The 25,954-nt window shown below is 42.8% G+C and carries 21 protein-coding genes and 4 pseudogenes; 10 read left to right on the forward strand and 15 right to left on the reverse strand.

Features of this window, described 5'->3' with window-relative positions; translation table 11 throughout:
* Positions 1 to 202 precede the first annotated feature (202 nt).
* Positions 203 to 982 carry an NAD-dependent epimerase/dehydratase family protein gene (locus AC07E5_RS07505; protein WP_498625150.1) on the reverse strand — a complete coding sequence of 260 codons (780 nt, stop codon included), beginning with the start codon at positions 980 to 982 and terminating at the stop codon, positions 203 to 205.
* A 36-nt stretch (positions 983 to 1,018) separates the two neighbouring features.
* Between AC07E5_RS07505 and recG the strand changes: the two genes are divergently transcribed.
* Entirely contained in the window at positions 1,019 to 3,064 is a 2,046-nt protein-coding gene (recG, locus tag AC07E5_RS07510) for an ATP-dependent DNA helicase RecG (RefSeq protein ID WP_180037401.1), read from the forward strand.
* 18 nt (positions 3,065 to 3,082) lie between these two features.
* Positions 3,083 to 3,718: a ComF family protein gene (locus tag AC07E5_RS07515; RefSeq protein WP_498625151.1), complete on the forward strand. Its 636-nt coding sequence runs from the start codon at positions 3,083 to 3,085 to the stop codon at positions 3,716 to 3,718.
* Positions 3,719 to 3,792: 74 nt separating this feature from the next.
* Here AC07E5_RS07515 and AC07E5_RS07520 read toward each other — a convergent pair whose 3' ends face one another.
* Positions 3,793 to 4,203 (reverse strand): NUDIX hydrolase, encoded by a 411-nt coding sequence (locus tag AC07E5_RS07520; protein WP_004974664.1) that lies wholly within the window; start codon positions 4,201 to 4,203, stop codon positions 3,793 to 3,795.
* Between the two features lies 1 nt (position 4,204).
* On the reverse strand, positions 4,205 to 4,807 hold the full coding sequence (locus tag AC07E5_RS07525; protein ID WP_026438479.1) for an LOG family protein: 603 nt from the start codon (positions 4,805 to 4,807) through the stop codon (positions 4,205 to 4,207).
* Positions 4,808 to 4,961: 154 nt separating this feature from the next.
* Between AC07E5_RS07525 and AC07E5_RS07530 the strand changes: the two genes are divergently transcribed.
* Positions 4,962 to 5,975, forward strand: coding sequence for a CorA family divalent cation transporter (locus tag AC07E5_RS07530; RefSeq protein WP_096901036.1), 1,014 nt, complete (start codon positions 4,962 to 4,964; stop codon positions 5,973 to 5,975).
* A 476-nt stretch (positions 5,976 to 6,451) separates the two neighbouring features.
* Positions 6,452 to 6,592 (forward strand): annotated as a pseudogene (locus AC07E5_RS07535) (transposase domain-containing protein); the annotation flags it as partial.
* Between the two features lie 100 nt (positions 6,593 to 6,692).
* Here AC07E5_RS07535 and AC07E5_RS07540 read toward each other — a convergent pair.
* The 8 genes from AC07E5_RS07540 to dxs all read right to left on the reverse strand — a co-directional run bounded on the left by AC07E5_RS07540 (position 6,693) and on the right by dxs (position 15,476).
* Entirely contained in the window at positions 6,693 to 6,980 is a 288-nt protein-coding gene (locus AC07E5_RS07540; protein WP_178866832.1) for an STAS domain-containing protein, read from the reverse strand.
* A 12-nt stretch (positions 6,981 to 6,992) separates the two neighbouring features.
* Positions 6,993 to 7,628 carry an MlaC/ttg2D family ABC transporter substrate-binding protein gene (locus AC07E5_RS07545; protein ID WP_004974651.1) on the reverse strand — a complete coding sequence of 212 codons (636 nt, stop codon included), beginning with the start codon at positions 7,626 to 7,628 and terminating at the stop codon, positions 6,993 to 6,995.
* Between the two features lie 15 nt (positions 7,629 to 7,643).
* A complete protein-coding gene (gene mlaD, locus AC07E5_RS07550; protein WP_096901228.1) occupies positions 7,644 to 8,321 on the reverse strand; it encodes an outer membrane lipid asymmetry maintenance protein MlaD in 678 nt (225 codons plus the stop codon).
* Positions 8,321 to 9,100 (reverse strand): lipid asymmetry maintenance ABC transporter permease subunit MlaE, encoded by a 780-nt coding sequence (gene mlaE, locus AC07E5_RS07555; RefSeq protein WP_179989864.1) that lies wholly within the window; start codon positions 9,098 to 9,100, stop codon positions 8,321 to 8,323. The genes mlaD and mlaE overlap by 1 nt, the downstream gene beginning before the upstream one ends.
* Positions 9,097 to 9,915 (reverse strand): ABC transporter ATP-binding protein, encoded by an 819-nt coding sequence (locus AC07E5_RS07560; RefSeq protein WP_004974642.1) that lies wholly within the window; start codon positions 9,913 to 9,915, stop codon positions 9,097 to 9,099. Before AC07E5_RS07560 ends, mlaE begins: the two co-directional genes overlap by 4 nt.
* 389 nt (positions 9,916 to 10,304) lie before the next feature.
* Complete coding sequence (locus tag AC07E5_RS07565; protein ID WP_498625153.1) at positions 10,305 to 12,146, reverse strand: DEAD/DEAH box helicase; 1,842 nt, start codon at positions 12,144 to 12,146, stop codon at positions 10,305 to 10,307.
* Between the two features lie 484 nt (positions 12,147 to 12,630).
* A complete protein-coding gene (locus AC07E5_RS07570; RefSeq protein ID WP_019836885.1) occupies positions 12,631 to 13,461 on the reverse strand; it encodes an inositol monophosphatase family protein in 831 nt (276 codons plus the stop codon).
* A 104-nt stretch (positions 13,462 to 13,565) separates the two neighbouring features.
* On the reverse strand, positions 13,566 to 15,476 hold the full coding sequence (dxs, locus tag AC07E5_RS07575) for a 1-deoxy-D-xylulose-5-phosphate synthase (RefSeq protein WP_004974635.1): 1,911 nt from the start codon (positions 15,474 to 15,476) through the stop codon (positions 13,566 to 13,568).
* A gap of 308 nt (positions 15,477 to 15,784) precedes the next feature.
* Here dxs and ribA point away from each other — a divergent pair, with 308 nt between their 5' ends.
* The gene (ribA, locus tag AC07E5_RS07580) at positions 15,785 to 16,387 is read left to right on the forward strand and encodes a GTP cyclohydrolase II (protein ID WP_004974633.1); all 603 of its coding nucleotides are present in this window, start codon (positions 15,785 to 15,787) and stop codon (positions 16,385 to 16,387) included.
* A 44-nt stretch (positions 16,388 to 16,431) separates the two neighbouring features.
* Here the strand turns inward: ribA and hemN are convergent, their stop codons facing one another.
* On the reverse strand, positions 16,432 to 17,805 hold the full coding sequence (hemN, locus tag AC07E5_RS07585) for an oxygen-independent coproporphyrinogen III oxidase (protein WP_096901232.1): 1,374 nt from the start codon (positions 17,803 to 17,805) through the stop codon (positions 16,432 to 16,434).
* Positions 17,806 to 18,036: 231 nt separating this feature from the next.
* Between hemN and hemF the strand changes: the two genes are divergently transcribed.
* From hemF to aroE, 3 genes are all read left to right on the forward strand, one after another.
* On the forward strand, positions 18,037 to 18,981 hold the full coding sequence (gene hemF / locus AC07E5_RS07590) for an oxygen-dependent coproporphyrinogen oxidase (RefSeq protein ID WP_131260599.1): 945 nt from the start codon (positions 18,037 to 18,039) through the stop codon (positions 18,979 to 18,981).
* 317 nt (positions 18,982 to 19,298) lie between these two features.
* Positions 19,299 to 19,505 carry a hypothetical protein gene (locus tag AC07E5_RS07595; RefSeq protein WP_004974627.1) on the forward strand — a complete coding sequence of 69 codons (207 nt, stop codon included), beginning with the start codon at positions 19,299 to 19,301 and terminating at the stop codon, positions 19,503 to 19,505.
* Between the two features lie 96 nt (positions 19,506 to 19,601).
* Complete coding sequence (gene aroE / locus AC07E5_RS07600) at positions 19,602 to 20,390, forward strand: shikimate dehydrogenase (RefSeq protein ID WP_167846346.1); 789 nt, start codon at positions 19,602 to 19,604, stop codon at positions 20,388 to 20,390.
* 101 nt (positions 20,391 to 20,491) lie between these two features.
* Here the strand turns inward: aroE and AC07E5_RS07605 are convergent, their stop codons facing one another.
* Positions 20,492 to 22,882, reverse strand: a complete 2,391-nt coding sequence (locus AC07E5_RS07605; protein ID WP_498625155.1) for a hypothetical protein — start codon at positions 22,880 to 22,882, stop codon at positions 20,492 to 20,494.
* A gap of 225 nt (positions 22,883 to 23,107) precedes the next feature.
* Between AC07E5_RS07605 and AC07E5_RS07610 the strand changes: the two are divergent.
* Positions 23,108 to 23,311, forward strand: a pseudogene (locus tag AC07E5_RS07610) (acyl-CoA dehydrogenase); the annotation flags it as partial.
* A gap of 28 nt (positions 23,312 to 23,339) precedes the next feature.
* Here AC07E5_RS07610 and AC07E5_RS07615 read toward each other — a convergent pair.
* The gene (locus AC07E5_RS07615; RefSeq protein WP_015586042.1) at positions 23,340 to 24,041 is read right to left on the reverse strand and encodes an IS1-like element ISPa14 family transposase; all 702 of its coding nucleotides are present in this window, start codon (positions 24,039 to 24,041) and stop codon (positions 23,340 to 23,342) included.
* Between the two features lie 60 nt (positions 24,042 to 24,101).
* Between AC07E5_RS07615 and AC07E5_RS07620 the strand changes: the two are divergent.
* Positions 24,102 to 25,727 (forward strand): annotated as a pseudogene (locus AC07E5_RS07620) (acyl-CoA dehydrogenase C-terminal domain-containing protein); the annotation flags it as partial.
* A 116-nt stretch (positions 25,728 to 25,843) separates the two neighbouring features.
* Here AC07E5_RS07620 and AC07E5_RS07625 read toward each other — a convergent pair.
* Positions 25,844 to 25,954, reverse strand: a pseudogene (locus AC07E5_RS07625) (IS701 family transposase); the annotation flags it as partial.

Raw genomic sequence — 25,954 nt, forward strand, 5'->3', positions numbered from 1 at the left:
GACGAAGTTCACTTCTGATGCTAGTTGGTCTAACACCTTGCAATGTTTGTCTTTTATACGTAATTTAAGGGTTTTCATGTACTTATATTAACAATCAAAACTCAAGGAAAATAGTCCTTAGTTAAATCAAACGACACTTCATGTCGTGTCGCTTGTATCTCTGACCTGAAGGACTGAGTTTTACGCTCCATTTGATAAATGATTACACATTGAATAATTCAACCCCACTCGCCACCATCCTCTGAGCAAAAATCCTTTTCCCTGTTTCTCTCTCACTTTCTAATACCAATTCAGGTAAATTCAATTCACGCTGAATCTTTAAAATCATTTCATGCAAAGGCTGAGCTTGGTTATTGCTGCAGATGTATGATGGTTCTGGATGTTCCACATGAAGTAAATGTACCAAAAAGCCCGCCAAATCATCAATATGAATTCGATTTGACCAATGTATATTCGGGTAACTTTGCGTGCTTTCCGCAAGTTTGAGCATGCGTGCTGTCGAAGTACCATAAATACCCGAAGGACGCACAATCACACATTGTTCAGGATAAGCCTGTTGCCACAAGTGTTCCATCTGCAACAACAACTGCCCTTGCACATCATTCGGCTTAGGCACAGTATCATCATCAATACATTCACCTGCGTTTTCACCATAAACCCGTGTCGATGACACCACAATAATTCGTTTTACAGGATGATCTTTTAACGCAGCGACTATCGGCTGCACAGAATCTACATAAGTCTGTTGATACGCTTCGATAGAACTTAAAGCCGTATCTCGAGATGGTGCAAGTAATACATAAACGGCATCAACAGGTTGAATCTGTGATAAATCGAGCTGTTGAATATCCTGAAGCAGATGCGTCATATCAGGATCTGTTTTCGGACTGCGGCTAATTGTGGTAATTTGATGACCGAGCGTAAATAGTTGTTTTGCAACACGCTGCGATGTTTTACCATAACCAATAAATAGAATATGCATTCAGCACCTAATCATAGCATTTGAAGTTGAGGGGACATGGCTGCAGTCCATCAGTTGCAAGGGGTAGGCTCTGCCTCTGCTGCATTACTCGAAAAACTAAATATTTTCACTACAGATGACTTGCTGTTTCATCTACCGCGTGACTATGAAGATCGTAGCACGATCATTCCCATGAACCAATTAAACGTGGGACGCAGCTATTTACTCGAAGGTGTGGTTAAAGGGGTCGATTTTCCACCGGGTAAACGCAAGTCAATGGCGGTCAATTTAGAAGATGAATTTGGCAAAATCACCTTACGTTTTTATCATATTTATAAAGGCATTACAGATCGTGCCAAACTCGGCAATCGTTTAAGAGTATTTGGCGAAGTACGGGTTGGAGCGCGTGGTCTGGAAATGTATCATCCCGAATTACAACTCATTACTGAACATACTCCACTGCCTAAAACCCAACTAACCGCTATTTACCCAAGCACCGATGGGCTGACCCAAGCCAAATTACGTGAATATGTCAAACAAGCTTTGGCACAGCATAGTGATGATTTGCCTGAACTCTTGCCTGAAAAAATGACCAATGGTTATGCACTCAAACAGGCGCTAGATTATATTCACCATCCACCTTTAAATGCCAATATGCTGCAATTGGCACAAGGCTCTCACCCTGCACAGCAACGCCTGATTTTTGAAGAGTTGGTGGCGCATCAAGTCAGCTTGCTAACCCGACGGGCTTATATTCAGCAAATTTCCTCACCTGCATTTTCCCCAAGTCAAAAACTAGCGCCTGCGTTACTCGGCAACATGCCATTTCAAATGACAGGCGCACAGCAACGGGTTTCGCAAGAAATCATGCAGGATTTGCAGCGTAATAAACCCATGCTGCGCTTGGTACAAGGTGATGTAGGTGCAGGTAAAACGCTGGTCGCTGCAGTCGCAGCGTGTCATGCGCTAGAAGAAGGTTGGCAAGTCGCGCTGATGGCACCCACTGAAATTTTGGCAGAACAACATTATCTGAACTTTCAAAAATGGTTTGAACCATTGGGCTTAACAGTGGCATGGTTGTCTGGCAAACAAAAAGGCAAAGCACGCGCAGCGGCTGAACTGAGCATTCAAGATGGTAGCGCCAATTTGGTGGTTGGGACACATGCGTTATTTCAGGACAATGTGCAATTTGCCAAATTAGGTTTGGTGATTATTGATGAACAACACCGTTTTGGGGTCGATCAACGTCTGGCTTTGCGCAATAAAGGTGCCAATCACACTACACCGCATCAATTGGTGATGACTGCAACGCCTATTCCGCGAACTTTAGCCATGTCCGCCTATGGCGATTTGGACACTTCGGTGATTGATGAACTACCGCCAGGACGTACACCTATTCAAACGGTGACTATTCCGCTAGATCGGCGTGAAGAAGTCTTACAACGCATTGCCAGCAATTGTGCCGAAGGCAAACAAGCCTATTGGGTCTGTACCTTGGTGGAACAGTCGGAAACCTTAGATGCGCAAGCTGCCGAGGCGACTTTTGCTGAAATTAAAGAACGCTTTCCTGAACTGAATATTGGGCTGGTACACGGCAAAATGAAAGCCGATGAAAAACAAGCCGTCATGCAGCAATTTAAAGACAATCAATTACAGTTGCTGATTGCCACCACAGTAATTGAGGTCGGGGTCGATGTACCGAATGCTTCAATTATGGTGATCGAAAATGCCGAGCGTTTAGGACTTTCACAGCTACATCAGCTACGTGGACGAGTCGGACGGGGTGCCAAAGCCAGTTTTTGTGCCCTGTTGTATAAAAATCCACTTTCGCAAAATGGACAAGAACGCTTGCGGATTATGCGGGAAACCAACGATGGTTTTGTGATTGCAGAAAAAGATTTAGAACTGCGCGGCCCAGGTGAACTCTTGGGAACCAAACAAACGGGAGATATGGGCTTTCGGGTGGCTAAATTAGAACGGGATGATCATTTGTTGGCACAGGCGCATCATGTGGCACAGCAAATTTTAAACGATTATCCTACACATGCCGAAGCTTTGCTAAAACGCTGGCTGCCTGAGGCACCACGTTATGCCTATGTTTAAACGGATTGCAGTCCTAAGATGACTCAGCCGATCAATCTACTACAATGCGGCATACAATGGCTGCGCCAACTGCAACCGTGTCAGCTCTGCCATAGCGACACGCAATGGCAACATTCGGTCTGTCAAACCTGTTGGCAACAATTGCCGTGGCGTAGCCAAGCGGTACAACGACAAGAAATGCAGATTCAAGTCACTTTTGATTATCACTATCCAATTAATCGCATCATTCAACAATTTAAATATGAACAGCAGTTACATTACCAACTGCTTTTAGTAGGCGCGCTAAAACAACTGTCTTATCCTAAAATCCAAGCCATTGTACCGATGCCAATTTCCACTGCCCGCTTGACTGAACGCGGCTACAATCAATCTTTATTGTTAGCAAAAGGACTAGCGCGGCATTTAAATGTCCCGATTTGGCAACCTGTGACCCGCTTACAACAGCACGCGCAAAAAGGCTTAAGTCGCTTAGAACGATTGGAAGACATCCAACAGCAATTTCAAATTGAGAATGCGCCTAAAATCCGTTTTCGTCGGGTTTTAATTGTGGATGATGTGGTCACGACGGGCAGTTCAATTCATGCACTCAAACAGCAGTTGCTCAAGCTCGGCTGTCAAAAAGTCGAGGCGGTTTGTCTGGCCAGTGCTGAATAAAAAAACTATTCGGTTGAATATGCTCAACGCATTAAAAAGTTGAACTTAAAATATAGAAGAATGATCAACTGCTCTTAATTTTGTTGTAAATATTGTTTTAACCACGGCATCACCACTTCACGGGTCAGCGGTGCCAACAAAGTATCTTGATCATCCAAATCTACCCACTTCATTTCGGCAATTTCAGCAGCAATTTTTGGTGCCTGATCAAGCTGAACCCAATACACATAACTGACCAAACGGCAGTCGGGCTCATTGGCCGTTGCTGTTTCATAGCGTCCAATAAATTGTTGAATTTGCGCCTGACAGCCAATTTCTTCGGCAATTTCTCGCAACATGGTCGTTTCAGGCGCTTCATTGGGTTCTAATTTGCCACCGACCTGCATAAAACACGCGGTATGCTGTTTACGCACCACCAATAACTGCTGTTTGACATTTAAAATAATTGCAGCTGCAACGGTAATGATGTTGTTGATCTCAGCCATTTTATTTCGCCAGTTCCTGCTGCACCCACTCTAGCTCAGGCACTTCCCATTTCATTTCAGGAACACGGTATTGTTCAAATTGCTGCAAAATATTGTCAATACAATTCGATACAATCAATGCCTCACAAAAACGTGGCTGAGTAAAACCTTTTTCAGAGGTCTGTCTTAAAAACTTCAGCAAATCATCATAAAAGCCAGCTACATTAAAAAAGGCACAGGGTTTTGAGTGAATTCCTAATTGTGCCCACGTCCATTGCTCAAAAATTTCTTCTAAAGTTCCAGAACCACCCGGCAAAGCAATAAAGCCCTCGGCCAATTCTGACATTTTTATTTTGCGGGCATGCATGTTTTCTACGATGTGTAATTCGGTCAAATGCGGATGCGCCAATTCATGCTCTGCCAAACTTTCAGGCATGACACCAATTGCACGCCCACCTGCGGCCAAAGTACTATCTGCCACCACACCCATTAAGCCTGAGCGTCCACCGCCATAAATTAAAGTTTTGCCTTGTGCAGCCAATGTTTCACCCACTTTTCGTGCATTTTCAACAAAAACTGAATCTTTTCCTGGGGCAGAACCACAGAAAATAGCAATTGACGACATCATTTTTTCACCATGTTATCTGGCTGTCATGCCATAAAATTAAACTTCAGGGAGATTTTTAAATAAAATAGCATTCTGAGCAGTGTATTTAGTAAGATCCTTGTCTAAAATACACCCATCCACAAAACCCATACTGCGCAAGGAGAAAAGACGAATGCTTGAAGCCTTTTATGCCACAGAGCGCGGTAGTCTGGAAGATGCCACCATTAACGGTGGTTTTGATTTGCATCCAGATCTGGTCTGGATTGACCTGATTGCCCCTTCACAAGAAGAACAGCAATGGGTACTAGACGCATACTCACAAAATTTACCAACCTTAAAATCTTTGGAAGATATTTCATCTTCAGCGCGATTCTACCGCGATGATGACGGTATTTTACACATTAGTACCTATTTTTTAACTAAAAATAAAAACTATCAAGTCGATGGTGAAACTGAAGACAATTCCAGTATTTTAGCCACAGTGCAAACCGTTGCCTTTATCTTACATAAAGAACACCTGTTTACCCTACGCGGTGAAAAATTAGTGGCATTTCGGGCATTTCGGGCACGGGCACGACGTAACGACTACGAAATTGATTATAAAGACCCGACTTGGGTGCTTTTAGGCTTGCTTGAAGCCAAACTGGACGAACTTGCGGATATCTTAGAAGATATCCACAAGGACTTGGAAAAGTATTCCACAGAAGTTCTGAATAACCGTCATCGTGAGCAAATTTTAGACCTCGATGACATGATTACCCGACTGGCACAATTAGAAGACATGCTTGGAAAAGCGCAATTGTGTTTGATTGATTTACGTCGTGTCCTGACCTTTTTGGCACGTCCGCGTGCGTTGGGTAGTCATATTTACGATGCCGACATTCGAGAACTCAGTGAAGATGTACGCTCACTGGTCGAACACGATGCCTTCTTATTCCAAAAAGTGCGCTTCTTGCTCGATACCACTTCAGGCTTCATTAACACCGAACAGAACGACACGATTCGTCGATTCTCGATTTTGCCGAGTATGTTAGCGCCACCGATGTTAGTTGCCAGTGTTTATGGTATGAACACCGACGTGTTACCTTTTGCCAAAGGCACCACCAGTTTTATAGTGGTCAGTATTATTTTAATTGGCTTCTTTATTGGCCCATTAATTTACTTTAGATGGAAAAAATGGATTTGATGCCTTTTATTCCCTCTCTTTTTAGGCATAGGTATCTACACATCTTTAGGTACCTAGTGCAATGGTTGCGATTTCATTCAGTTCATCTATTGAATATTCTGAGAGCAGTTGAAGAGTATTTAGTAAAATCGAGAGTCCTGCCAATATGNTTGTCTACCTGAGAGCCTAGTCAGAAATGCACGGACTTTCTGATTTTGTTCATCTGTACAACGCTGCACTCTCCACGTCAACACACAAGCCATGCAACTGATCAGCAAACGCCTTAAAATCGCTTCTGGCGCAGTCTGAAGCCATGACTCAATATCATGGCCTGCTTGCTTGAGAAGTTTGAAATAACATTAGATTGACCAACGCCAGTAATACCAAGTCGTCAATTCCACTGCGGTAATCTCGGTTGGTACATTGCTGATCAATGACCATCTTGCAACTGTCTTTTCATTAATATCTTTAACCACCGCAATAATCAGTCTAGCCTCAATTGCAGCACCTTAATCCAGTCAGCAAAACTGAATGGACTGGACCCTTATGCCTATTTAAGTGATGTGTTGAAAAGACTGCCGACACAGAAAATAATCCAGGTTGAAGAATTACTACCGCATAAGTGGAAGCCTGCCTGACTCAAATAAGCTTCACTGGATGCTTACGAATAAAGCGGGAAACTAAACGCAATAAAAAAGCACCTTACAAGAAGGTGCTTTTTTGATGGTTTTTTCAGTTTTAGACGATTAGCTGCAAATCATCTTGCAAATGACAGGCTTGAATGATCTTCATCATTTTTTCAGGAACCGCTTTAAACTGTAAGCCCTTGGCTTCAGGCGTCTGACGCAACCATTGCACCAAAACGGCCAAAGCTAAAGTACTCCCGTGTTCTAGCTGCGCCAAATTAACCACCAAAGGCAACTGCTGCTTACGAATCAACTGCAGACCTTTTTGGTAATATTGCTCTGCATTACTGAAATCTATTTTTCCAGAAACACATAATTCCTGATTTGATAATTCAATCACGCCACACCTAACCTATTTTTTCTTTTCAACCGCAGCTTCTGCATCTGGCTTAAAGGTTGCAATGGCTTTATCAATATTGCCGCCATTACGCTTCACGTTCGCTGCAAACTGGTTACGGAATTGCAAACCTAAATCAATACCCGAGACGTTAATGTTACGGATTTTCCATTGGCTGCCTTTGTCTGCTAACTGGAATGACACAGGAATTTTTTCACCATTATGCAAGAAATCAATAGTCACCACTGGGTTCTTGCTGTTGGTCGCCTTATAAGGACGCATGGTATAGCTTTGGTTGCTAAATTTCGCAAACGCTGTGCCATAGTTCTCAATTAAAGTTTCACGGAAGTTTTTCTCAAACTGCGCGCGCTGTGCTGCTGAACTGTATTGGTTGGTTGCATAAGTACCCATCACAATACGGGTAAATGCCTGTGCATCTACATACGGATCAAGGTTTTGACGCACAATCGTTTTGACCAATGCTGGATTGTTCTGCAATTTAGCATGATCTGCTTTTAAACGTGCAATCAAGCTATCGGCAACTTTTTTCACAAAAGCTGGTGGCGCTTCTGCAGGTGCAGCAAATGCAGTTCCTGCCAACATGGTTGAAAGTACACTTACCGCCAGAGTTTGCTTTAAAAGTGTTTTCACGGACAATCTCCTTCATTACTCAACAAATGACACTTCTGCATCTGTTGTTTCAGCTGTCGCTGTGTCTTTATCTGCGTCTGACGCTGCGTTGGATGTTTTCGCTGCACCGCCAGTAATAAACTTACTGATTAAATCTTCTAAATCCATGGTGCCTTGCGTGTTGGCAATACTTTCGCCACGCTTCACAAAGTTCAAACCACCACCTGGAACCACTTTGAGATATTTCTCACCCAATAAACCATTGGTTGCTACCATTATGTAAGCATCTTCATCAATACTGGTGATGGATTTCATGTTACCCAACAGTTGTTGTTCCATTTCTTTTTGTTGCTGAGGATTTGCTTCTTGGTATTCTGCACTGTAGCGCAATTCTTCAAGCGCATAATTTTGCACTGTTTTTAGTTGTTCAGGATTAAAACTGGTCAACTTGCCATCTAGTTCAAATTCAACTGTAGCCAAACGCGATACAGGGTCTAAAGTAATATCATTGACACGACCAATGGTGACACCGCTCATAGTAACTTTGGCGCGTGGTTTTAAACCATTCACGTTGTCAAATGTTGCTGTCATATTGTAACTGTCGCGCAAATTGGTACCCACCAATCCACTGACTTTCATGGCCAAGAAAAACAATGCAATGCCTGTCAAAATGACAAATACACCTACGGCCAGCTCACTTGTACGTGATTTCATTAAACACCTCCGAACATGACCGCAGTCAACACAAAATCAAAACCTAAAACACATAATGAAGAATACACCACGGTTCGTGTGGTCGACGTCGCAATGCCTTCCGATGTTGGGACACAGGCATAGCCTTGATATACTGCAATCCAAGTACAAATTAATGCAAAAACAAAACTTTTAATAATTGTGCCGTTAAAAATATCTTTATAGAACTGCACGCTGCTTTGCATACCGCTCCAGAAAGAACCTTCATCGACACCTAGAAAATCAACCCCGACCATTTTGCCGCCCATAATGCCAATCGCAGCGAAAATAATGGAGAGCATTGGCAGACTAACAATCCCAGCCCATAAACGTGGTGACACAATACGCTTGAGTGGGTCTACCCCAATCATTTCCATACTGGCCAATTGTTCTGTGGCTTTCATCAAACCAATTTCTGCAGTTAAGGCAGAGCCTGCACGCCCTGCAAATAACAGTGCAGCCACTACAGGTGCAAGCTCACGCAACAAAGTCAAAGACACCATCGTGCCCAACATGGCTTCCGAACCAATATTGACCAAAATGGAGTAGCCTTGTAAGCCCAATACCAAACCAATAAATAAACCCGACACCGCAATAATCAATAATGACATCACGCCAACACGGTACATTTGGTACAGGAACAGCTTCACCCCAAGTATGGTTGGCATTGAAAATAGAATTTGCAACAACATTTGGGTGGCGACACCAATGCCACGAACACGCTCAATGACGCGTTGACCTAATGCGGCAATAGCATTCATGAACGCACCTCATCACTTAAATAAGCCCGATGGCTAAATTGATAATCGACTGGCCCTTCGGCAGCGCCTGTTAAGAACTGACGCACAAATGCCGATTCATGCTGTTTTAATTCTGCAGGTGTACCTTCGCCCTGAATCACGCCTTCCGCGATAATATAAATGTAGTCGGCAATTGATAAAGTTTCGCCAACATCATGCGAGACGATGATGGTGGTTAAATCCAACGCTTCTCGCAAGGAACGGATTAAACGGGTCAACACACCTTTTACAATCGGGTCTTGCCCTGCAAACGGCTCATCGTACATGATCAATTCAGGGTCTAACGCAATCGCACGTGCCAATGCCACACGACGGTTCATCCCGCCTGAGAGTTCTGCAGGCATAAGTTGTTCTGTACCACGCAAACCGACTGCTTCAAGTTTTAAAGCCACCAATTCTGCAATTAAATGTTCAGGCAACTGGGTATGTGCACGCAATGGAAACGCGACGTTTTCATATACGCTCATATCGGTAAATAACGCACCGCTTTGGAATAACATGCCCATACGTGCGCGCGCAGCAAACAACTCCTGACGCGACATTTGCGCAAGATTTTTTCCATCCAGAAAAATATCACCATGATCGGGAGTCAACTGACCACCAATCAAACGTAATAACGTGGTTTTACCAGTACCTGAAGGTCCCATAATGGCAGTAATTTGACCACGGCGAATCTTTAAACTGACATTTTCGAAAATGACACGTTTCCCTCGTTTAAAGCTCAGTTCATTGACTTCAATCAATGACGGCTCATGTTGAGGCATTGGATTATTCATAGCTGAGGGTCTTCCTGCATTTTTTCAGCACGCATACTATAAAGGATTGAAGCGCAAAATGTTATCTAGCAAATTTTTAAAAACTGTGCACGTATTGTTCAAGCAGTCTTATTATTGTTATTTAAATCACTTTTAGGACAGCAACAATTTAAAAGTAAGAAGAAATAATATAATACATTAAATTGCATAAGATGAGTGCTAAACCAATATACGGCATCATTCCCTCTCTCGTCTGCATGAGCAATCGTAAGCTATTGATGTTCATAATTAGCAAATAGAGTTAAAAACGTGACTTATTATACATTTTATTTATCTAAAACAAAAATATTTAACATAAAAAAACCAGTGCTGAGCACTGGTTTTTCTTTATACAAATTGCTATCGCGATCTTAGTCGTTAAATTTACGACGTGGGCGATCAAAACCACCTTCACGGCGTGGACGATCTGAATTGAACTCGCGACGTGGACGATCTTCACCACCAAAAGAACGCTTAGGACGATCATCAAACGAACGTAGTTGACGGTCACCAAAACCACCCTCACGACGATCACCAAAATCACGTTTTGGACGATCACCGAAGCTACCTTCACGACGTGGTTTGTAGTCTACGCGGTTGCCACGGTTGTCATCATTCGCATCAAAACGCGGCTTATCGTTGAAGCCACCTTCGCGACGCGGACGGTCTGAATTAAATTCACGACGTGGACGGTCATCAAATGAACGCTGTGGACGATCACCGAAACCACCTTCACGGCGCGGACGGTCTGAGTTGAACTCGCGACGCGGACGATCTTCAAATGAACGTTGTGGACGGTCACCGAAACCACCTTCACGGCGTGGACGGTCTGAGTTGAACTCACGACGCGGACGATCTTCACCAAATGCAGGACGTTCACCACGTGGTTTGTCATCAAAGCTGCGACGTGGACGTTCATCACCGCCTTCACGACGTTTAAAGTTGCTTTCGCCTTCAAAACGACGACCGCCACCAAAACCGCCACGACCACCGCGACCGCCATCACGACGACCACGACCACCGTCACGACCAGAACGTGCTGGAGGTGGAGATGGCTCTAAGCCTTCAATTTCTGAAACGCTTAAACGAGCATCTAAGAAATCTTCCAACGCACGGATTTTGCCACGCTCACGGTAAGTTGCCAAAGTAATCGCGTTACCAGTACGGCCCGCACGACCTGTACGACCAATACGGTGTACATAGTCTTCATTTTTCATTGGTAAACCGAAGTTAATCACGTGAGAAATAGTTGGTACGTCTAAACCACGTGCTGCAACGTCTGTTGCAACCAAGATTTTTGCACGGCCTTCACGAATGCTGCGTAAACGACGGTTACGAACGGTTTGTGGCATTGCACCATGTAGCGCAACAACCGAGTGACCCGCTTCAGCCAATTCTTCAGCCAACATATCGGTATCTTCTTGAGTAGATGCGAATACAACCGCTTGATCTACACCTTCATCAGATAACCAGTGTGACAATAATTTTTTCTTGTGCTCGAAACCATCAGTCCAGTGTAAAGTCTGGGTGATGTCCATGTTCGTTGAGTGACCTGTTTCAATCGCAATACGTACAGGCTCATTCATCATGCGTTCTGCAAGTGTGATAATACGGCTTGCAAAAGTTGCAGAGAACATCAAGGTTTGCTTACGGTTAGCAGCTAAATCGCTAATCGCTTCTAGGTCTTCAGAGAAGCCTAAATCGAGCATACGGTCAGCTTCGTCTACAATTAAGGCATCAACTTTATCAAGTTTGATTTGACGACGGCTCACCAAGTCAAGTAAACGACCTGGAGTCGCTACAACCACTTGCGCACCTTTTAATTGTTGGATTTGCTTACCAAAAGGCATACCACCCATGATTGCTGCAATACGTACACCTTTCATGTGACGTACAAATGCAATCGCGTCTTGGCTAACTTGTTGAGCCAATTCACGTGTTGGGCAAAGCACTAAAATTGACGGCTGAGTAATAGCTTTCATACGCTCTTTAAATGGTACGAAAGTATCTTGATTAGCAAGCGCGTTTAAAGTTGGGAGTAAAAATGCAGCAGTTTTACCAGAACCTGTTTGGCTAGATACCAATAAGTCTTTACCTTCAAGTGCCGCTGGGATCGATTGTTCTTGAACAGGAGTCGGCGTAGTAAAGTTCAAGCCTTCTAAAGCTTGTTGTAAAGATTCATGTAAAGAAAAATCAGCAAAAGTTTTGCTCATAGAGATTTTCACCCTGAAAATGGGTGCTCCATTAAATAAAGTCAGATGGACATCGGCAAAAAGCGGTACAGCAATTATCGCTGACAATTTAAGATTCAGCGGCGATCCGAGTAACGACGATGTGATATAACGCACGCATGATTACGGCTTAACCTGAAGGAATCGCTTTAGCGATTGGGGCGCGAGATATCGTCCTCTCTTTGGACCGCACGCGCATACACAATGATTAGAAGAGAAATGTTCAGGTAATGAACAGAAATTAAGTGCGTGCGCGGATTATAGCAGGATTATTTTAAAAGTCACCTTATTTAATCGACTTTTGCAGTTTTTTGTGTAAACAGTGATAGATTCTGCTTTTATGGCTAGTATATGGACGATAACAACAGATTTAAAACCAGCAGTTTTAGACCGTTAGGTAAAAGAAAAGCCCTCAGGATGAGAGCTTTGCTAAGTGTCTTATTTAAGTATAAATATGATCAGCTGATTATTTCGCTGCTTCGCCCCAAGCAGGCACAACCGCTTTCATAAGTGGTTTTAACATTTTCATTGAACATGCCAAAACTTGCCCATTTTCCATAGAGTCGCTGCCACCACGTGCATCGACCACAGTACCGCCCGCTTCTTTCACAATTAACTCACCCGCAGCAATATCCCACGGTTTTAAGCCAAGTTCAAAATAACCATCTAAACGACCTGCAGCCACATAAGCCAAGTCTAATGCAGCAGAACCTGCACGGCGGTATTGAGCGCCTGCTTCTGTCACATTCAATAAACTTTCAAAATGGTTTTTGGCATAAGAAACAATTTCGCCATCGCGCTTAGCACGATAAGCATGACCCACTGCCAAGAAGGTGTTGTCTAAACTGTCTTTTACATTTACACGAATACGACGTTGATTCATCATCGCACCACGGCCACGGCTCGCAGAGAATAATTCATCTTTTACAGGGTCGTAAATAACACCGTGCTGTGTCACACCTTTGTGTTGCACTGCAATCGAAATACAGAAATGAGGGAAACCGTGAACAAAGTTTAGCGTGCCATCTAAAGGATCAATCACCCAACACCAGTCGGCATCGTGACCTTTGCCTTCCTGCATGCCAAATTCTTCGCCCAGGAAGCTGTGATTTTTATAACTTTTGCGTAATGTATCAATGGTCAATTGCTCGAGGTAACGATCTACGCGCGTTACAGGACCATCAATGCCTTTTTCTTCGACTTGTAGATCGAGTTTATGACGATTCTGATGCGCTTTTAAAAGCTCTTGACCAACTGTTTGAGCCGCACGCGCAGCCATCACCACCATAGGTTCCATTGAACACCCACTACAAATTTGAAGAGATTGATAAAGAATAATGCATGAAAGCCCCAATATTTTAGCAAATATTGAGGCTTTTGGGGAAGAAGTGTTGCTAAAAATTAATTCAATATAGATTGATGCAGTTTTTGCCAAGCATTTTGCATTGATTTTTCAATGCCTTGTGCATCTAAACCTGCCTGTTGCAGCATTTGACCATGTGTCGCTTGTTGCATAAAGCTATCTTCTAAACCTAAATGAATAATCGGTTTGACAATCTGGGCCTTCGCCAAGTATTCACTCACGGCACTGCCTGCACCACCCATAATCGCATGCTCTTCTACAGTGACGAATAATGCAGTGCTGTCTGCAATCTCAGCTAACAGTTTTTCATCCAATGGCTTCACAAAACGCATATTCACCACACGTACTGCGACATCATGCTGCTGAGCAAATGCTTCTGCCGCCTCAACTGCCGCTTGCACACGGCTACCAAAAGCCAGCACTGAAATATAGTCATCATATTGTGGATTAAACTGCGCCACAATTTCAGCTTGTCCCAATGGAATTGCTGTCATTTGCTGCTGAATTTCGACACCCAAACCATGCCCGCGTGGATAACGCACTGCTGCAGGACCGTTATATAAATAAGCGGTGTGCAGCATTTGACGACATTCATTTTCGTCTTTTGGCGCCATAATCACGATATTCGGTACGGTACGCATATAGGCGTAGTCGTAAGCACCTGCATGGGTTGGACCATCTTCACCCACCAAACCTGCACGATCGATGCCAAAAGTGACATCTAAGTTTTGCAAAGCGACATCATGAATCAGTTGGTCATAACCACGCTGCAAGAAGGTAGAGTAAATCGCCACCACAGGCTTCAAACCTTCACAGGCCATACCCGCAGCCAAAGTCACCGCATGCTGTTCGGCAATCGCGACATCAAAATAGCGTTCTGGGAATTGTTTGGCAAATTGCACCATGCCCGAACCTTCGCACATGGCTGGCGTAATTGCCAATAATCGTGAATCTTGTTCTGCCTGATCACATAACCACTGCCCAAATACATCAGAATATTTAGGTGCGCTAACTGGTGCAGCTTTGGCATGAATTTTACCAATGGCATGATATTTAATTTGATCAGCTTCGGCAGGCGCAAAGCCTTTGCCTTTTTTAGTGTAAACGTGAATTAAACGTGGGCCTTTACGTTTTTTCAGCGCATTAAACACGTGTGTGAGTTGTTCAACATCATGTCCATCGAAAGGGCCGAAATAATCAAACCCAATCGCTTTAAATAAGTTGTCTGCAGCTTCAGTGGCAGCACAGTGCAAACGTGAGTTGTATGTCCATTTTGGATGCGGCTGCACGTAAGCCTCACCTGTTTCACTGACATAAACCGATTCACCACGCTCCCAAATGGCAGCAAGATGTTTGGCAAAGCCGCCTGTGCTACATGAAATTGACATATCGTTGTCATTCAGCACCACCATCATATCGGCTTGGTGGGCCACTGCATCATTCATGGCTTCAAAAGCCATACCTGCCGTCATAGCACCATCGCCAATAATGGCAACAACTTCACACGGGTTTTGTTGATAACGTCGTGCCAACGCCATCCCCAATCCTGCAGAAATTGCTGTTGAGGAGTGACCAACGCCAAAGGTATCAAAAATAGATTCTTCACGCGCAGGGAATGCAGCCAAACCATCTTTGGCGCGAATGGTGGTGAGTTGCTCGCGGCGTCCTGTTAGGGCTTTATGCGGATAAGCCTGATGACCGACATCCCAAATTAAGCGATCGTGTGGGGTATTAAAGCAATAATGCAGCGCAACGGTCAGTTCGATCACGCCTAAGTTTGCGCCAAAGTGTCCTCCACTTTGACCTGCGGCATACAAAATGAATTGACGTAACTCATCTGCCACCTGTGGAAGCTGGCTTTGCGCGAGTAAACGTAATTGCTGCGGATGGTCAATCTCATCGAGCAATGGTGTTACAGGGCGTTGAGTTGGAATTTCTGTATACAGCATATGTGGCAAAGCCTTCTAAAGCCTGGCAAATCCTAAGCGAGGTCAATGGGAATTACTCGATCATATAACCGAATGGTATTACCTTCAATCAGCCACATTTCTAGCGATGTAGTTTTGAGCAGTGATTTCAGTTGGGCACACGTTGGGTGGGTAGATTATCCTGAATAATCTAACTATTTATCAACCATTATCGTGCGCTTTATACAAAAAAGAAAATCTTCTGTATAAATTCGTGTTCGCTATTCTACTAATGTCTGAGCATTACGCTATACTTTAAACAATTTATCGACTATTTCACGAGTTAAACAGTGCCGATTAAGTTTGTCGCAACCTCACGATTACCGACCGCATTTGGTGAATTCAACATTACGGTATTTCAAGATCCTGAAACTGGCGAAGAACACGTGGCATTATCCAAAGGTTTGGACACTGCGCCAACCCAGCCCGTTCTGGTACGGATTCACTCAGAATGTTTAACTGGCGATGCTTTCGCGTCTTTAAAATGCGACTGTGGCCCACAGCTTCAAGCCACTCAACGTCTGATTAATGACGCAGGACAAGGTGTGATTTTATATTTACGCCAAGAAGGTCGCGGGATTGGCTTGACCAATAAAATTCGTGCTTATGCCCTGCAAGATCAAGGACATGACACGGTGGATGCCAATTTAATGCTGAATTTACCTGCCGATGCACGTCGCTATGATATGTGCAGCATTATGCTAGATCATTTGCAGGTTAAAGCTGTGCGCTTAATCACCAACAACCCTTTGAAAATTCAAGCATTACAGGAACAAGGGATTACGGTGGTAGACCGTGTGCCTTTAACTGTGGGTCTAAATCCATTCAATGAAGAATATTTGCAAACCAAACACGAACGCATGGCGCACATGTATGATAAAGGTGACTTCTGAGTCACCTTTTAATTTTTGAATTAAATAATTTCTACTCAACTTACTTAAATCGTCATCGAAAAAATACGATTATTCGGCATACGGCGTTTTAAACGCAAATCAAAGGCCATACAAATATTGCGCACAAAAGGTTTACCTTTTTCCAAAATCTGAATGTGCTGATCTTGAATGAGCAGTAATTCATCTTCCTGCATTTCCTGTAACTGTTGCAGCACTTGCTCAATTTCAGGAAATGCCAATTCTGGACTGGCCCACGACGTTTCAAAGCTGCACATTAAATTTAAAATATGCTGACGTATTACCAAATCTTCCCGATCCAGCACATGCCCTTTAAACACAGGAATTTCATTGCAGGCTAAACGGGCATAATAATCTTCAATGCTTTTTTCATTTTGCGCAAAGCTATACCAACTGTCGCTAATAGATGAAACACCCAAGCCAATCATAAGCTGCGTTTTAGATGCGGTATAGCCCATAAAATTACGGTGCAAGGTACCATTTTTAAACGACTGATACATACCATCACGTTCTAAGGCAAAGTGATCCATCCCAATTTCATGATAACCATAGGCCAAAAGACGCTGTTTGCCTTCTTCATAGCACTGACGTTTTAATTCATCTTTAGGTACATCTTCATCTTTAAAACCACGCTGCCCATTGCCTTTAATCCATGGCACATGCGCATAACTGTAAAATGCCAAACGGTCTGGCATTAAACGTTGGGTCTGCTCAATGGTATTCAGTACATCGTCTAGATTTTGAAAGGGCAAACCAAAAACCAAATCATGTGAAATAGAATCATAGCCAATTTCACGCGCCCACTCGGTCACACGTTGCACATGCTCAAAAGGCTGCATCCGATGAATGGCGCGCTGCACTTTTTCATTATAATCCTGCACGCCATAACTGACCCGACGAAAACCCAAGTCATATAAGGCCTGTAAATGTTCGCGGGTGGTGTTATTGGGATGACCTTCAAAACTAAATTCGTGCTGTTCTGCCACTTTGGCTTTTGCCAGAATGCCTTGAATGAGCTGCGTCAAATGTTCGACAGAAAAGAAAGTTGGTGTGCCACCGCCCAAGTGAATTTCTTTAATGATGGGAGTGCTTTCGAGCAATTGGCAATATAAGTCCCACTCTTTTAATAACGCCTGAATGTATGGCTGTTCAACTTCATGGCGTTTGGTGACACGTTTATGACAGCCACAAAAAGTGCATAGACTTTCGCAAAATGGCAAATGAATATACAGACTAATGCCTTCGCTGGCATTAGATTCATCAAAAGAACGCTTCAGCGTCTGCTGCCATGCCTCGGCTGAAAAAGTAGCATCATCCCAATAAGGTACGGTTGGATAACTGGTATAACGTGGTCCAGGCACATTGTATTTTTGAATTAAAGAATTTGCCTGCTGTGTCATCCACTCTGCCCCATTCAGTTAATTGCTGCTGACTAAAATTTAGATTGTAAAAACTATTGTGCTGAGCTTAGGCATGGAAATCAACCTAGTCTTTTGCTCGGAATACATGCTGAAATACAAAGCACCTTGCGCAATTGCCTGAGCGATTTGCAGCAAACTGGATAAACCCCTTAATTTTTAGACAGTTTTATGTTTTGATGTAAGCCATTTTATTTTTATCCTGAGGTGGCCATGTCGCATCCTACTCACGCGGATATTCAACGTGTACGTGAATTTCTTCTCGATTTGCAGGCGCGAATTTGTGCGGCTTTAGAACAACAAGAACAGGCAGGTGGCGGAAGCGCACAGTTTGAAATTGATGACTGGCAACGTCCTGAAGGTGGCGGTGGTCGTTCCCGTGTCTTACAAAACGGTACAGTCATTGAAAAAGGCGGGGTGATGTTTTCGCATATCAATATTTCCAAACTGCCTGCTTCTGCAACTGAGCGTCATCCCAATATTGCAGGCGCACCTGCGCAAGCGATGGGTGTATCATTGGTAATTCACCCGAAAAACCCGCATGTACCCACCTCGCACGCCAATGTGCGTTTATTTGTCGCTGAACCTGAAGGACAACCGCCAATTTGGTGGTTTGGTGGTGGTTTTGACCTGACACCATTTTATCCAAATGATGAAGATGTGTTGGCATGGCACCAAACAGCACATGACTTATGTGCGCCTTTTGGCGATCAAGTCTATGCAGAACATAAACAATGGTGTGATGACTATTTTTATTTAAAGCACCGTGATGAACAGCGTGGCGTGGGTGGTTTATTTTTTGATGATCTGAATCAATGGGACTTTGACACCTGTTTCAACTATATTCAGGCGGTGGGTAACGGTTATTTGGCTGCAATTCTGCCTATTTTTGAGCGTAATCGTGACAAAGCCTATACCGAAGCACAACGTGAGTTCCAGCTTTACCGTCGTGGACGTTATGTGGAATACAATCTGGTCTATGACCGTGGCACTTTATTTGGCTTGCAGACAGGTGGACGGATTGAGTCCATTTTAGTCAGCTTACCGAACTTGGCGGGATGGTCGTACCGTCCTGAATGGGCAGAAGATTCCGCAGAGAAAAAACTCACTGACTATTATTTAAAACCACGCGATTGGTTAAATCTCAAGACGAGTTAAAGCTCGCGACTGGTGAAACCTTGCTACATCGCAGTGTAAAAAAGATCACATTCAAGGTTCAAAAAAGCGATTCTTCCACGAATCGCTTTTTTACTTACAAACTTTATTGCTTATTTTCAAATCAATAAATATGCACAGCATGAATTAACTGTCATGATAGTGCGGATGGATTTTAATAGATGATGTGACCGCGCACCCTATTCGACCATGCACAAATAGGATTTAACTATCCATACATCAAACCATGAGTCAAAGGCGAATTCATCAAACTGTCAAAGCCTTATGTCACACTGCGCCACATCTGTCAGGAGATCCGCATGTTTAGCCCGCTGTTCAAACACAAAATCTTTTTATTTTGGGCAACCTTTGCCATGTTACTTGGCTCAATTTGCATGACCTTTATTTTTGAAAGTCATCTTTCAGATGGCTTAGCCATTAGTAGCAGCATTTTAGCGGGCATTGCCATGTTCGTGATTGCCACTATTTTGGTATTAGAAACCGTTTTAGAGATTTGTAATCCTTAAGTCCAAAGACTCCCACCGTTTTATACCACCATAGGCTTTAGTCCGCGCTGAATTTGACGTATATTGATGCACATTTCAGCACATGGATTTTGGCAAATGCGCAAACAATTTGCCGTGATTGGCAACCCAATTGAACAATCACGTTCTCCTGAACTGCATCATGCCTTTGCAGAAAAAACAGGCATTGACCTGCAATACAGCAAACGCCTTGCCCCTCTTGATGGTTTTAGAGACAGTGTTGCAGACTTTTTTAATCAGGGCGGTGTAGGCATGAATGTAACCGTGCCTTTTAAAGAGCAAGCATTTGCCCAATGTGGCGTATTAACCGAACGTGCCAAAATTGCCAAAGCAGTCAATACCTTGTGGATGCAAGATGGTGTTTTGCATGGCGACAATACCGATGGTCAGGGTTTGGTTGATGCCATTCGTGCTTTGGGCTGGAATTTAGAGCACAGTGATATTTTGATTATTGGCGCTGGTGGTGCAACCCGCGGGGTAATTTATCCGTTGGTACAAGCAGGCGCAAAAAAAATTGTGATTGCCAACCGCACCCTTGCCCGTGCTGAACAACTGGTTGCTGACCTACAAGCTGCCGTACCGCAAGCAGAATTACAAGCCATGGCACTTACCGATTTAATAGGTCAATTTGATTTAGCCATTAATGCGACGTCTGCCAGCTTAACGGGAGATGCCCTCACCTTGCCTGAGTGTTTGCAGTTTAATTTTGCTTATGAAATGGCTTATGGCAAACCTTCGAGCTTTTTAGAACAAGCCAAAGCGCGTGGCGTACCGACATCGGAAGGTTTTGGCATGCTGGTCGGACAGGCGATTGAATCTTTTTATATTTGGAATGGCGTGAAACCTGAATTAAAAGATTTCCTCTAAATCATCACCAAATAAAAATAGCCCTTGAGCAGAAAAGGGCTATTTTTTTATTTAAACTGGGCAATCTTGTTGAACGCTGATTGCCCATTTTCACCCACGGTTTATTTTACAAATTTCTGCATATCTTCATACACATCCATATATAACTCATAATCAATCTGTTCAGCCTGATCTTCAGTTAAAGTGCGAATTGAATTTTGGCTCAATTTGCCCTGCTGACGATCAACATACGTCTGCCCCAAAATGTGTGCCGTTTTCTTTAAATTCTCCAAGTCAGGCACATCCCAATCATAAGCTGCTTCATAGGCTTTTAAATATTGCTGAGCAAATATCTGTTGTGGTTGCTTGTATTGCTGTTTCAGCTTACGCCATTCAAGTGCGACTTTATTTTCATCGACTGCATCTTCAGTCAAATTATTGATACGACGACCAATTGCATTATTAAATTGCTCATCTTCTTCTAAATGATGCTTGGCTTGTAAGGCTTCAATCCGTTTTAGCGCGGCACCTTTCGGGTCATAGTAGCGCTCATCACTGAACCAATAGGCATACACTTCTGCCATTTCCTGCAAGGTTTGTGGACTAAGATTTTTTACCCACGTACTTTGCTCTGCTGCCATGTGCACTAAAAATAAAGTCTGATAAGTCTGACTAAAAGATTCTGTTTGTTGATAGGTTTTTTGCGCCAACTGCGCCAATTCTTCATCATAACTTAAGGCAGGTTTTACAGTGGTCTTATCTTTATTTTCTGCAGTTTCCTGCTCCAAAGTCCGCCCTAAATTTGTCACCCATTTTTCTAAAATTGAGTCTTTGCTGACCTCTTGAATGGATTTGGCTTGACGCAGCGCACTACGGTCAATTTTGCTGGCTTGCCCATAATTCGCAATGCTGACATCGTTATACACATGAATTGTGCCGTAATTTTCGCGTTTAAATTGCAACGCATAATCAATTTTTGCAGCACGCCCCTGATCATCTAAAGCCACATCAATTTGAATCGGTGTTTTTTTATCTTTAGGTGTAGCGTTCATAATCTGCTGAATTTCAGCCTGATGTTTTTGCCACAAAGCTGCAAAAGCGGCGGCATCGACCAATTGTTCCGAACGGTATGGTTCAAAAACTTTAGCTAGCTTTTCTTGCGGTGAAGCAAAGTGCTCATCTAAAACCGCTTGTGCCTGCTCAGCACGACTTGGGCTAAATGCTTCTAATTCATAGGCATAAGCACAGTAGGTTAAATCTCCAACTTTGGCTGTTTTTGCTGTTTCGATCAAACGCTGACAGTCTTGTTCGCTTAGCATACTTGCGGTGCTTGCTGAATCTTCTGCCTGCTCAGCAGCCGCTTCAACGGCTTGTTCAGCTGCGATCATGGCATCTTCACTGGCATCTGCTGAATAATCTGCCACATTACTCACTGTCGTTTCAGTTGCATAAAATTTCTGACTGACCAAATCACGTAAAGCAAGGGTGGCTTGATACGCCACAAAAGCCTCTTGGCTCATGCCATAATCTTCAGCAGTTTCATTGTGTTTCAAGTAGTCTTCAACACTTTCTTTGGCCGATGTATCTTGCGTAATTTCAACTTGTTCAGCAGCATCTTCGATTGTGGTCGCCTGCCCCAATACAGTCTGTTGCAAATACGGTGCATTGACCTGATCAAACATGGCAAGCTGCAGCAACATATCTTCCAAACTACTGTTCAAACGAATTTTTTCACTAATTTTTTGCTGACGGTCTTGTGCAGTTAAAGATAACTTTTGAATATGTTTAGAATCTGCCAATACATACGGCACCGCATTCATGGCTTTTAAGTATTCGGCAAATTGTGCCACTTTAATCCGCTCAAAATCGGCTTTGTATTTAGAAAAGTCGATATAGGCAAAGTCATTTTGACTGTCTTTATTCACCAAATAAGGCAACAAAGAAAAATAGTTGGTATAGAACTTATATTCATTAAAATCGACCACCATCGGTACTTTCATTTGCACCAAAAGTGTCGGTTTTTCATAGCGTGCTGCCACATTCAAAGCAGCAATTTTTTGCCGATAATGCACCGAGCCATCGTAGCTAAACTCAGTATCATTCAATACATTCAACAGAAAATTAAAAGGACTCGATTTTTCGATTGCCCCTGCAGCATAGGAAGCAGAGTTTTGTTCCTTAGCCATTGCCGTATATAAGTTTTGTTTTTCTTGTGTACTTAAACGGACTTTTTGCTGTTTTAAATACTGATCTAATTGCTTTTTAAGTACAGGATCAAGTGTGGTAGGAGCAATATCCGTTACTTTTGGTGTTGCTTCAACTAAATTGCTCTGTACCCGTAATTTGCCCTGAAAATCATAACTAGGTGTTTCAAAGATGGCATTTAACCCCGTAATTGCCTTTTGTTCTATACTTACCGTCTGATTGGAATTGGTCTTAATGACATGCTGCGAACAACCTGTAGCAGCTAAACTAAAAAGACATAAAGATAAATATTTTAATTGTATCTTCATTGCTAAACACCTTATATTCATTATAGATTGGTCTGTTCAAACGTACAGATTATGATACATTGTAACATAACACTTCATTCGTTTTTGTAAGGTGAATAATTTTCACTATTCGCATTTCTGACATTTTTATTCGCTATTCTTATCAATGTTTTTTGATCATGAGTGTGAATAATCAACATATCGATACAGATAATCCAAAACTATTTCTAAATTAGGATTAAGACTATGCCAGCATATAAAGCCCCATTACACGATATTCGTTTCTTAATGAACGAAGTGCTTGATTACCCGACCCACTACAAAAATCTTTCTAACGGTGAACTTGCGGACGCAGATACAGTCGATATGATTTTGGAAGGTGCAGCAGATTTCTGTGAAAATGTACTTTCTCCTCTTAATCAATCAGGCGATGAAGAAGGCTGTCATTTTGGGTGGTGTTTCAAAAAGTATGCTGACATTAAATGAAGCCATTATTGATGTAAAAAAAGGTTAAGTCGAAAGCTTTAAAATGGTTTTCAATCTTTTTTGAAAAATTACAACTCCTTCTAAAACCGCGCCTAATTCGATGCCTTATTTTGCAATTATTACCTTCAATACCTACAGTAAAAAATTTACCAATACTTTGCTTGCAGTTTTTAAAAGCAGTTATGAAACTGTCCCAATGATCACTTGCAATTCGGGTGTAGTGAATACCTAATTGTTTAAGCTTTGCCTTCAATCGTTGAACTGTAGCTAAGTCTCTTTTACCCCAAACATAAGCAACAATCTCACCTGTTTCTCGATGGTAGGCGTAAATAAGCCATTGTTTATTATTTTTATTTCCCACAAAAGTCCAAAACTCATCAACTTCAAGAGACTCATAATGACTTTGTTTAGGCTGAATTTGGTAGGTCGATTCGGTTAAAGTACGTAAAACTTTACCGATACTGATTCGCTCAACTTCAGCGATATCTCGTATACCACTACCTCTGACCATCAACTGTAATATTTTTCGAGTAATGCCTGAATGACATCCTAGATAGCTCAGAGCATGGTCACCAATAAACTGACGTTTACAGTCTTTGCACTGATAGTTTTGTTTCCCATCTACTTTGATGCCATTTTTCTTTATACTGTCACTGAGGCAGGTTGGACATTTGATTTCTAGAGTTATTCGCATTTCTCTATTTTATCAAAATTCAACCTGCTTTGTTTCAGCATACTTTTTGAAACACCACCTCATTTTGAAAATGGCAATGTGACCACACCGAAAGGCTTTAAAGAAGCCTATGACCAATTTGTGCAAGGTGGCTGGCAAGGTCTGTCTTATCCTGAACAATACGGCGGTCAAAACCTGCCAATGTCGCTAAACCTCATTAAATCTGAAATGATGGGTACTGCAAACTGGTCATTCCAAATGTATCCAGGTTTAAGCGTGGGTTGTATCAACACCATTATGCAATTTGGTACAGACGCGCAAAAAGATACCTATTTACCGCACTTGGTTGCAGGTACTTGGTCAGGCACCATGTGTTTGACTGAACCACAATGTGGTACCGACTTAGGTCAGGTAAAAACCAAAGCAGAACCACAAGCCGATGGTACGTATGCGATTTCAGGTACCAAAATCTTTATTTCTGCAGGCGAACATGACCTGACTGAAAACATCATTCATATTGTGTTAGCACGCCTCCCAGATGCGCCTGCAGGCACAAAAGGTATTTCATTATTTATCGTACCGAAATTCTTGCCAACAGCAGAAGGTACGGTGGGTGAGCGTAATCCTGTCACTTGTGGCTCTATTGAACACAAAATGGGGATTCGCGCGTCTGCAACTGCAGTCCTGAACTTTGACAATGCCGTGGGTTATTTGATTGGTGAACCAAACAAAGGCTTACATGCCATGTTTACCTTTATGAATACTGCACGTATTGGTACAGCAATTCAGGGGATTTGCCATGCAGAATTGGCATTCCAAGGTGCATTACCGTATGCCAAAGAACGTATGTCAATGCGTGCGCTTTCAGGTAAAAAAGACCCTGAAAAAGTAGCTGATGCAATCATTCACCACGCCGATGTACGTCGTATGCTCTTAACGCAAAAAGCCGTGGCAGAAGGTGGTCGTGCCATGATTTATCATGCTGCACAATTGGCAGATAAAATGAACGACGCTTTAATGCGTGGTGATACTGCTGCTTTTGAAGCGCATGATGACCATTTAGGTTTCTATACCCCAATCTTAAAAGGCTTCTTAACTGAAATGGGTTATGAAGCTGCCAACCACGGCATGCAAGTGTACGGCGGTCATGGCTATATTAAAGAATGGGGCATGGAGCAAATTGTACGTGATTCACGTATTTCTACCCTGTATGAAGGTACAACTGGCGTTCAGGCGCTCGACTTGATTGGTCGCAAAGTGTTGTTAAGCTCTAAGGGCAAAGTGATTCGTGACTACACCGCTGAAATTTTGAAATTCTGTAGTCAACATGCACGTAACAAATACATGCGTCGTTTTGCATGGGACTTAACCAAGCTATGTGCTCAATGGAACGCATTAACCGTGCGCATTATGTTGGCAGCTCGTAAAGACCGTGACATCGTATCCAGTGCTTCAGTGGACTTCTTGATGTTCTCTGGTTATGTCATGATGGCTTATTTCTGGGCGCAACAAGCGGCTGTGGCTTCGACCAAATTGGCTGAAGGCAATGGTCAGGAAACACCTGAGTTCTATAAAGCCAAAATCAAAGTTGCCGATTTCTACTTTGAGCGTTTATTGCCACGTACTCAAGGTCATGCAGAAGCAATGGTTAATCCATCTAAAACCATGACTGCATTAGCACCAGAATATTTTAGTTTTGACTACTAAAATATTCTAAGCAGATGTAAATCAAAAGAGCGCGTAATGCGCTCTTTTGGTGTGTACTTCAAAAAGTCAGTACTCGAATTTACACATCAATTAAAATTACTAGGACTTACGCACTATTATTTATAGATTCTCTGTGGTAGCAGATGATTTTTATCGAGAATAAAGTCATCAATGAAGTTTTTGATAACTGGTCTAAATAATTTCTTCTGCCAACGATATACATTTTC

The sequence above is a fragment of the Acinetobacter seohaensis genome (genome assembly GCF_056431365.1).

Coding starts and splice junctions, on each gene's coding strand:
- AC07E5_RS07505 (WP_498625150.1), bottom strand. CDS start 982: ATGCATATTCTATTTATTGGTTATGGTAAAACATCGCAGCGTGTTGCA.
- dxs (WP_004974635.1), bottom strand. CDS start 15,476: ATGCTGTATACAGAAATTCCAACTCAACGCCCTGTAACACCATTGCTC.
- AC07E5_RS07565 (WP_498625153.1), bottom strand. CDS start 12,146: ATGAGCAAAACTTTTGCTGATTTTTCTTTACATGAATCTTTACAACAA.
- mlaD (WP_096901228.1), bottom strand. CDS start 8,321: ATGAAATCACGTACAAGTGAGCTGGCCGTAGGTGTATTTGTCATTTTG.
- mlaE (WP_179989864.1), bottom strand. CDS start 9,100: ATGAATGCTATTGCCGCATTAGGTCAACGCGTCATTGAGCGTGTTCGT.
- AC07E5_RS07520 (WP_004974664.1), bottom strand. CDS start 4,203: ATGGCTGAGATCAACAACATCATTACCGTTGCAGCTGCAATTATTTTA.
- AC07E5_RS07595 (WP_004974627.1), top strand. CDS start 19,299: ATGTTTAGCCCGCTGTTCAAACACAAAATCTTTTTATTTTGGGCAACC.
- AC07E5_RS07570 (WP_019836885.1), bottom strand. CDS start 13,461: ATGGAACCTATGGTGGTGATGGCTGCGCGTGCGGCTCAAACAGTTGGT.
- AC07E5_RS07605 (WP_498625155.1), bottom strand. CDS start 22,882: ATGAAGATACAATTAAAATATTTATCTTTATGTCTTTTTAGTTTAGCT.
- hemF (WP_131260599.1), top strand. CDS start 18,037: ATGTCGCATCCTACTCACGCGGATATTCAACGTGTACGTGAATTTCTT.
- AC07E5_RS07515 (WP_498625151.1), top strand. CDS start 3,083: ATGACTCAGCCGATCAATCTACTACAATGCGGCATACAATGGCTGCGC.
- aroE (WP_167846346.1), top strand. CDS start 19,602: ATGCGCAAACAATTTGCCGTGATTGGCAACCCAATTGAACAATCACGT.
- AC07E5_RS07525 (WP_026438479.1), bottom strand. CDS start 4,807: ATGTCGTCAATTGCTATTTTCTGTGGTTCTGCCCCAGGAAAAGATTCA.
- AC07E5_RS07560 (WP_004974642.1), bottom strand. CDS start 9,915: ATGAATAATCCAATGCCTCAACATGAGCCGTCATTGATTGAAGTCAAT.
- AC07E5_RS07615 (WP_015586042.1), bottom strand. CDS start 24,041: ATGCGAATAACTCTAGAAATCAAATGTCCAACCTGCCTCAGTGACAGT.
- AC07E5_RS07530 (WP_096901036.1), top strand. CDS start 4,962: ATGCTTGAAGCCTTTTATGCCACAGAGCGCGGTAGTCTGGAAGATGCC.
- hemN (WP_096901232.1), bottom strand. CDS start 17,805: ATGACACAGCAGGCAAATTCTTTAATTCAAAAATACAATGTGCCTGGA.
- recG (WP_180037401.1), top strand. CDS start 1,019: ATGGCTGCAGTCCATCAGTTGCAAGGGGTAGGCTCTGCCTCTGCTGCA.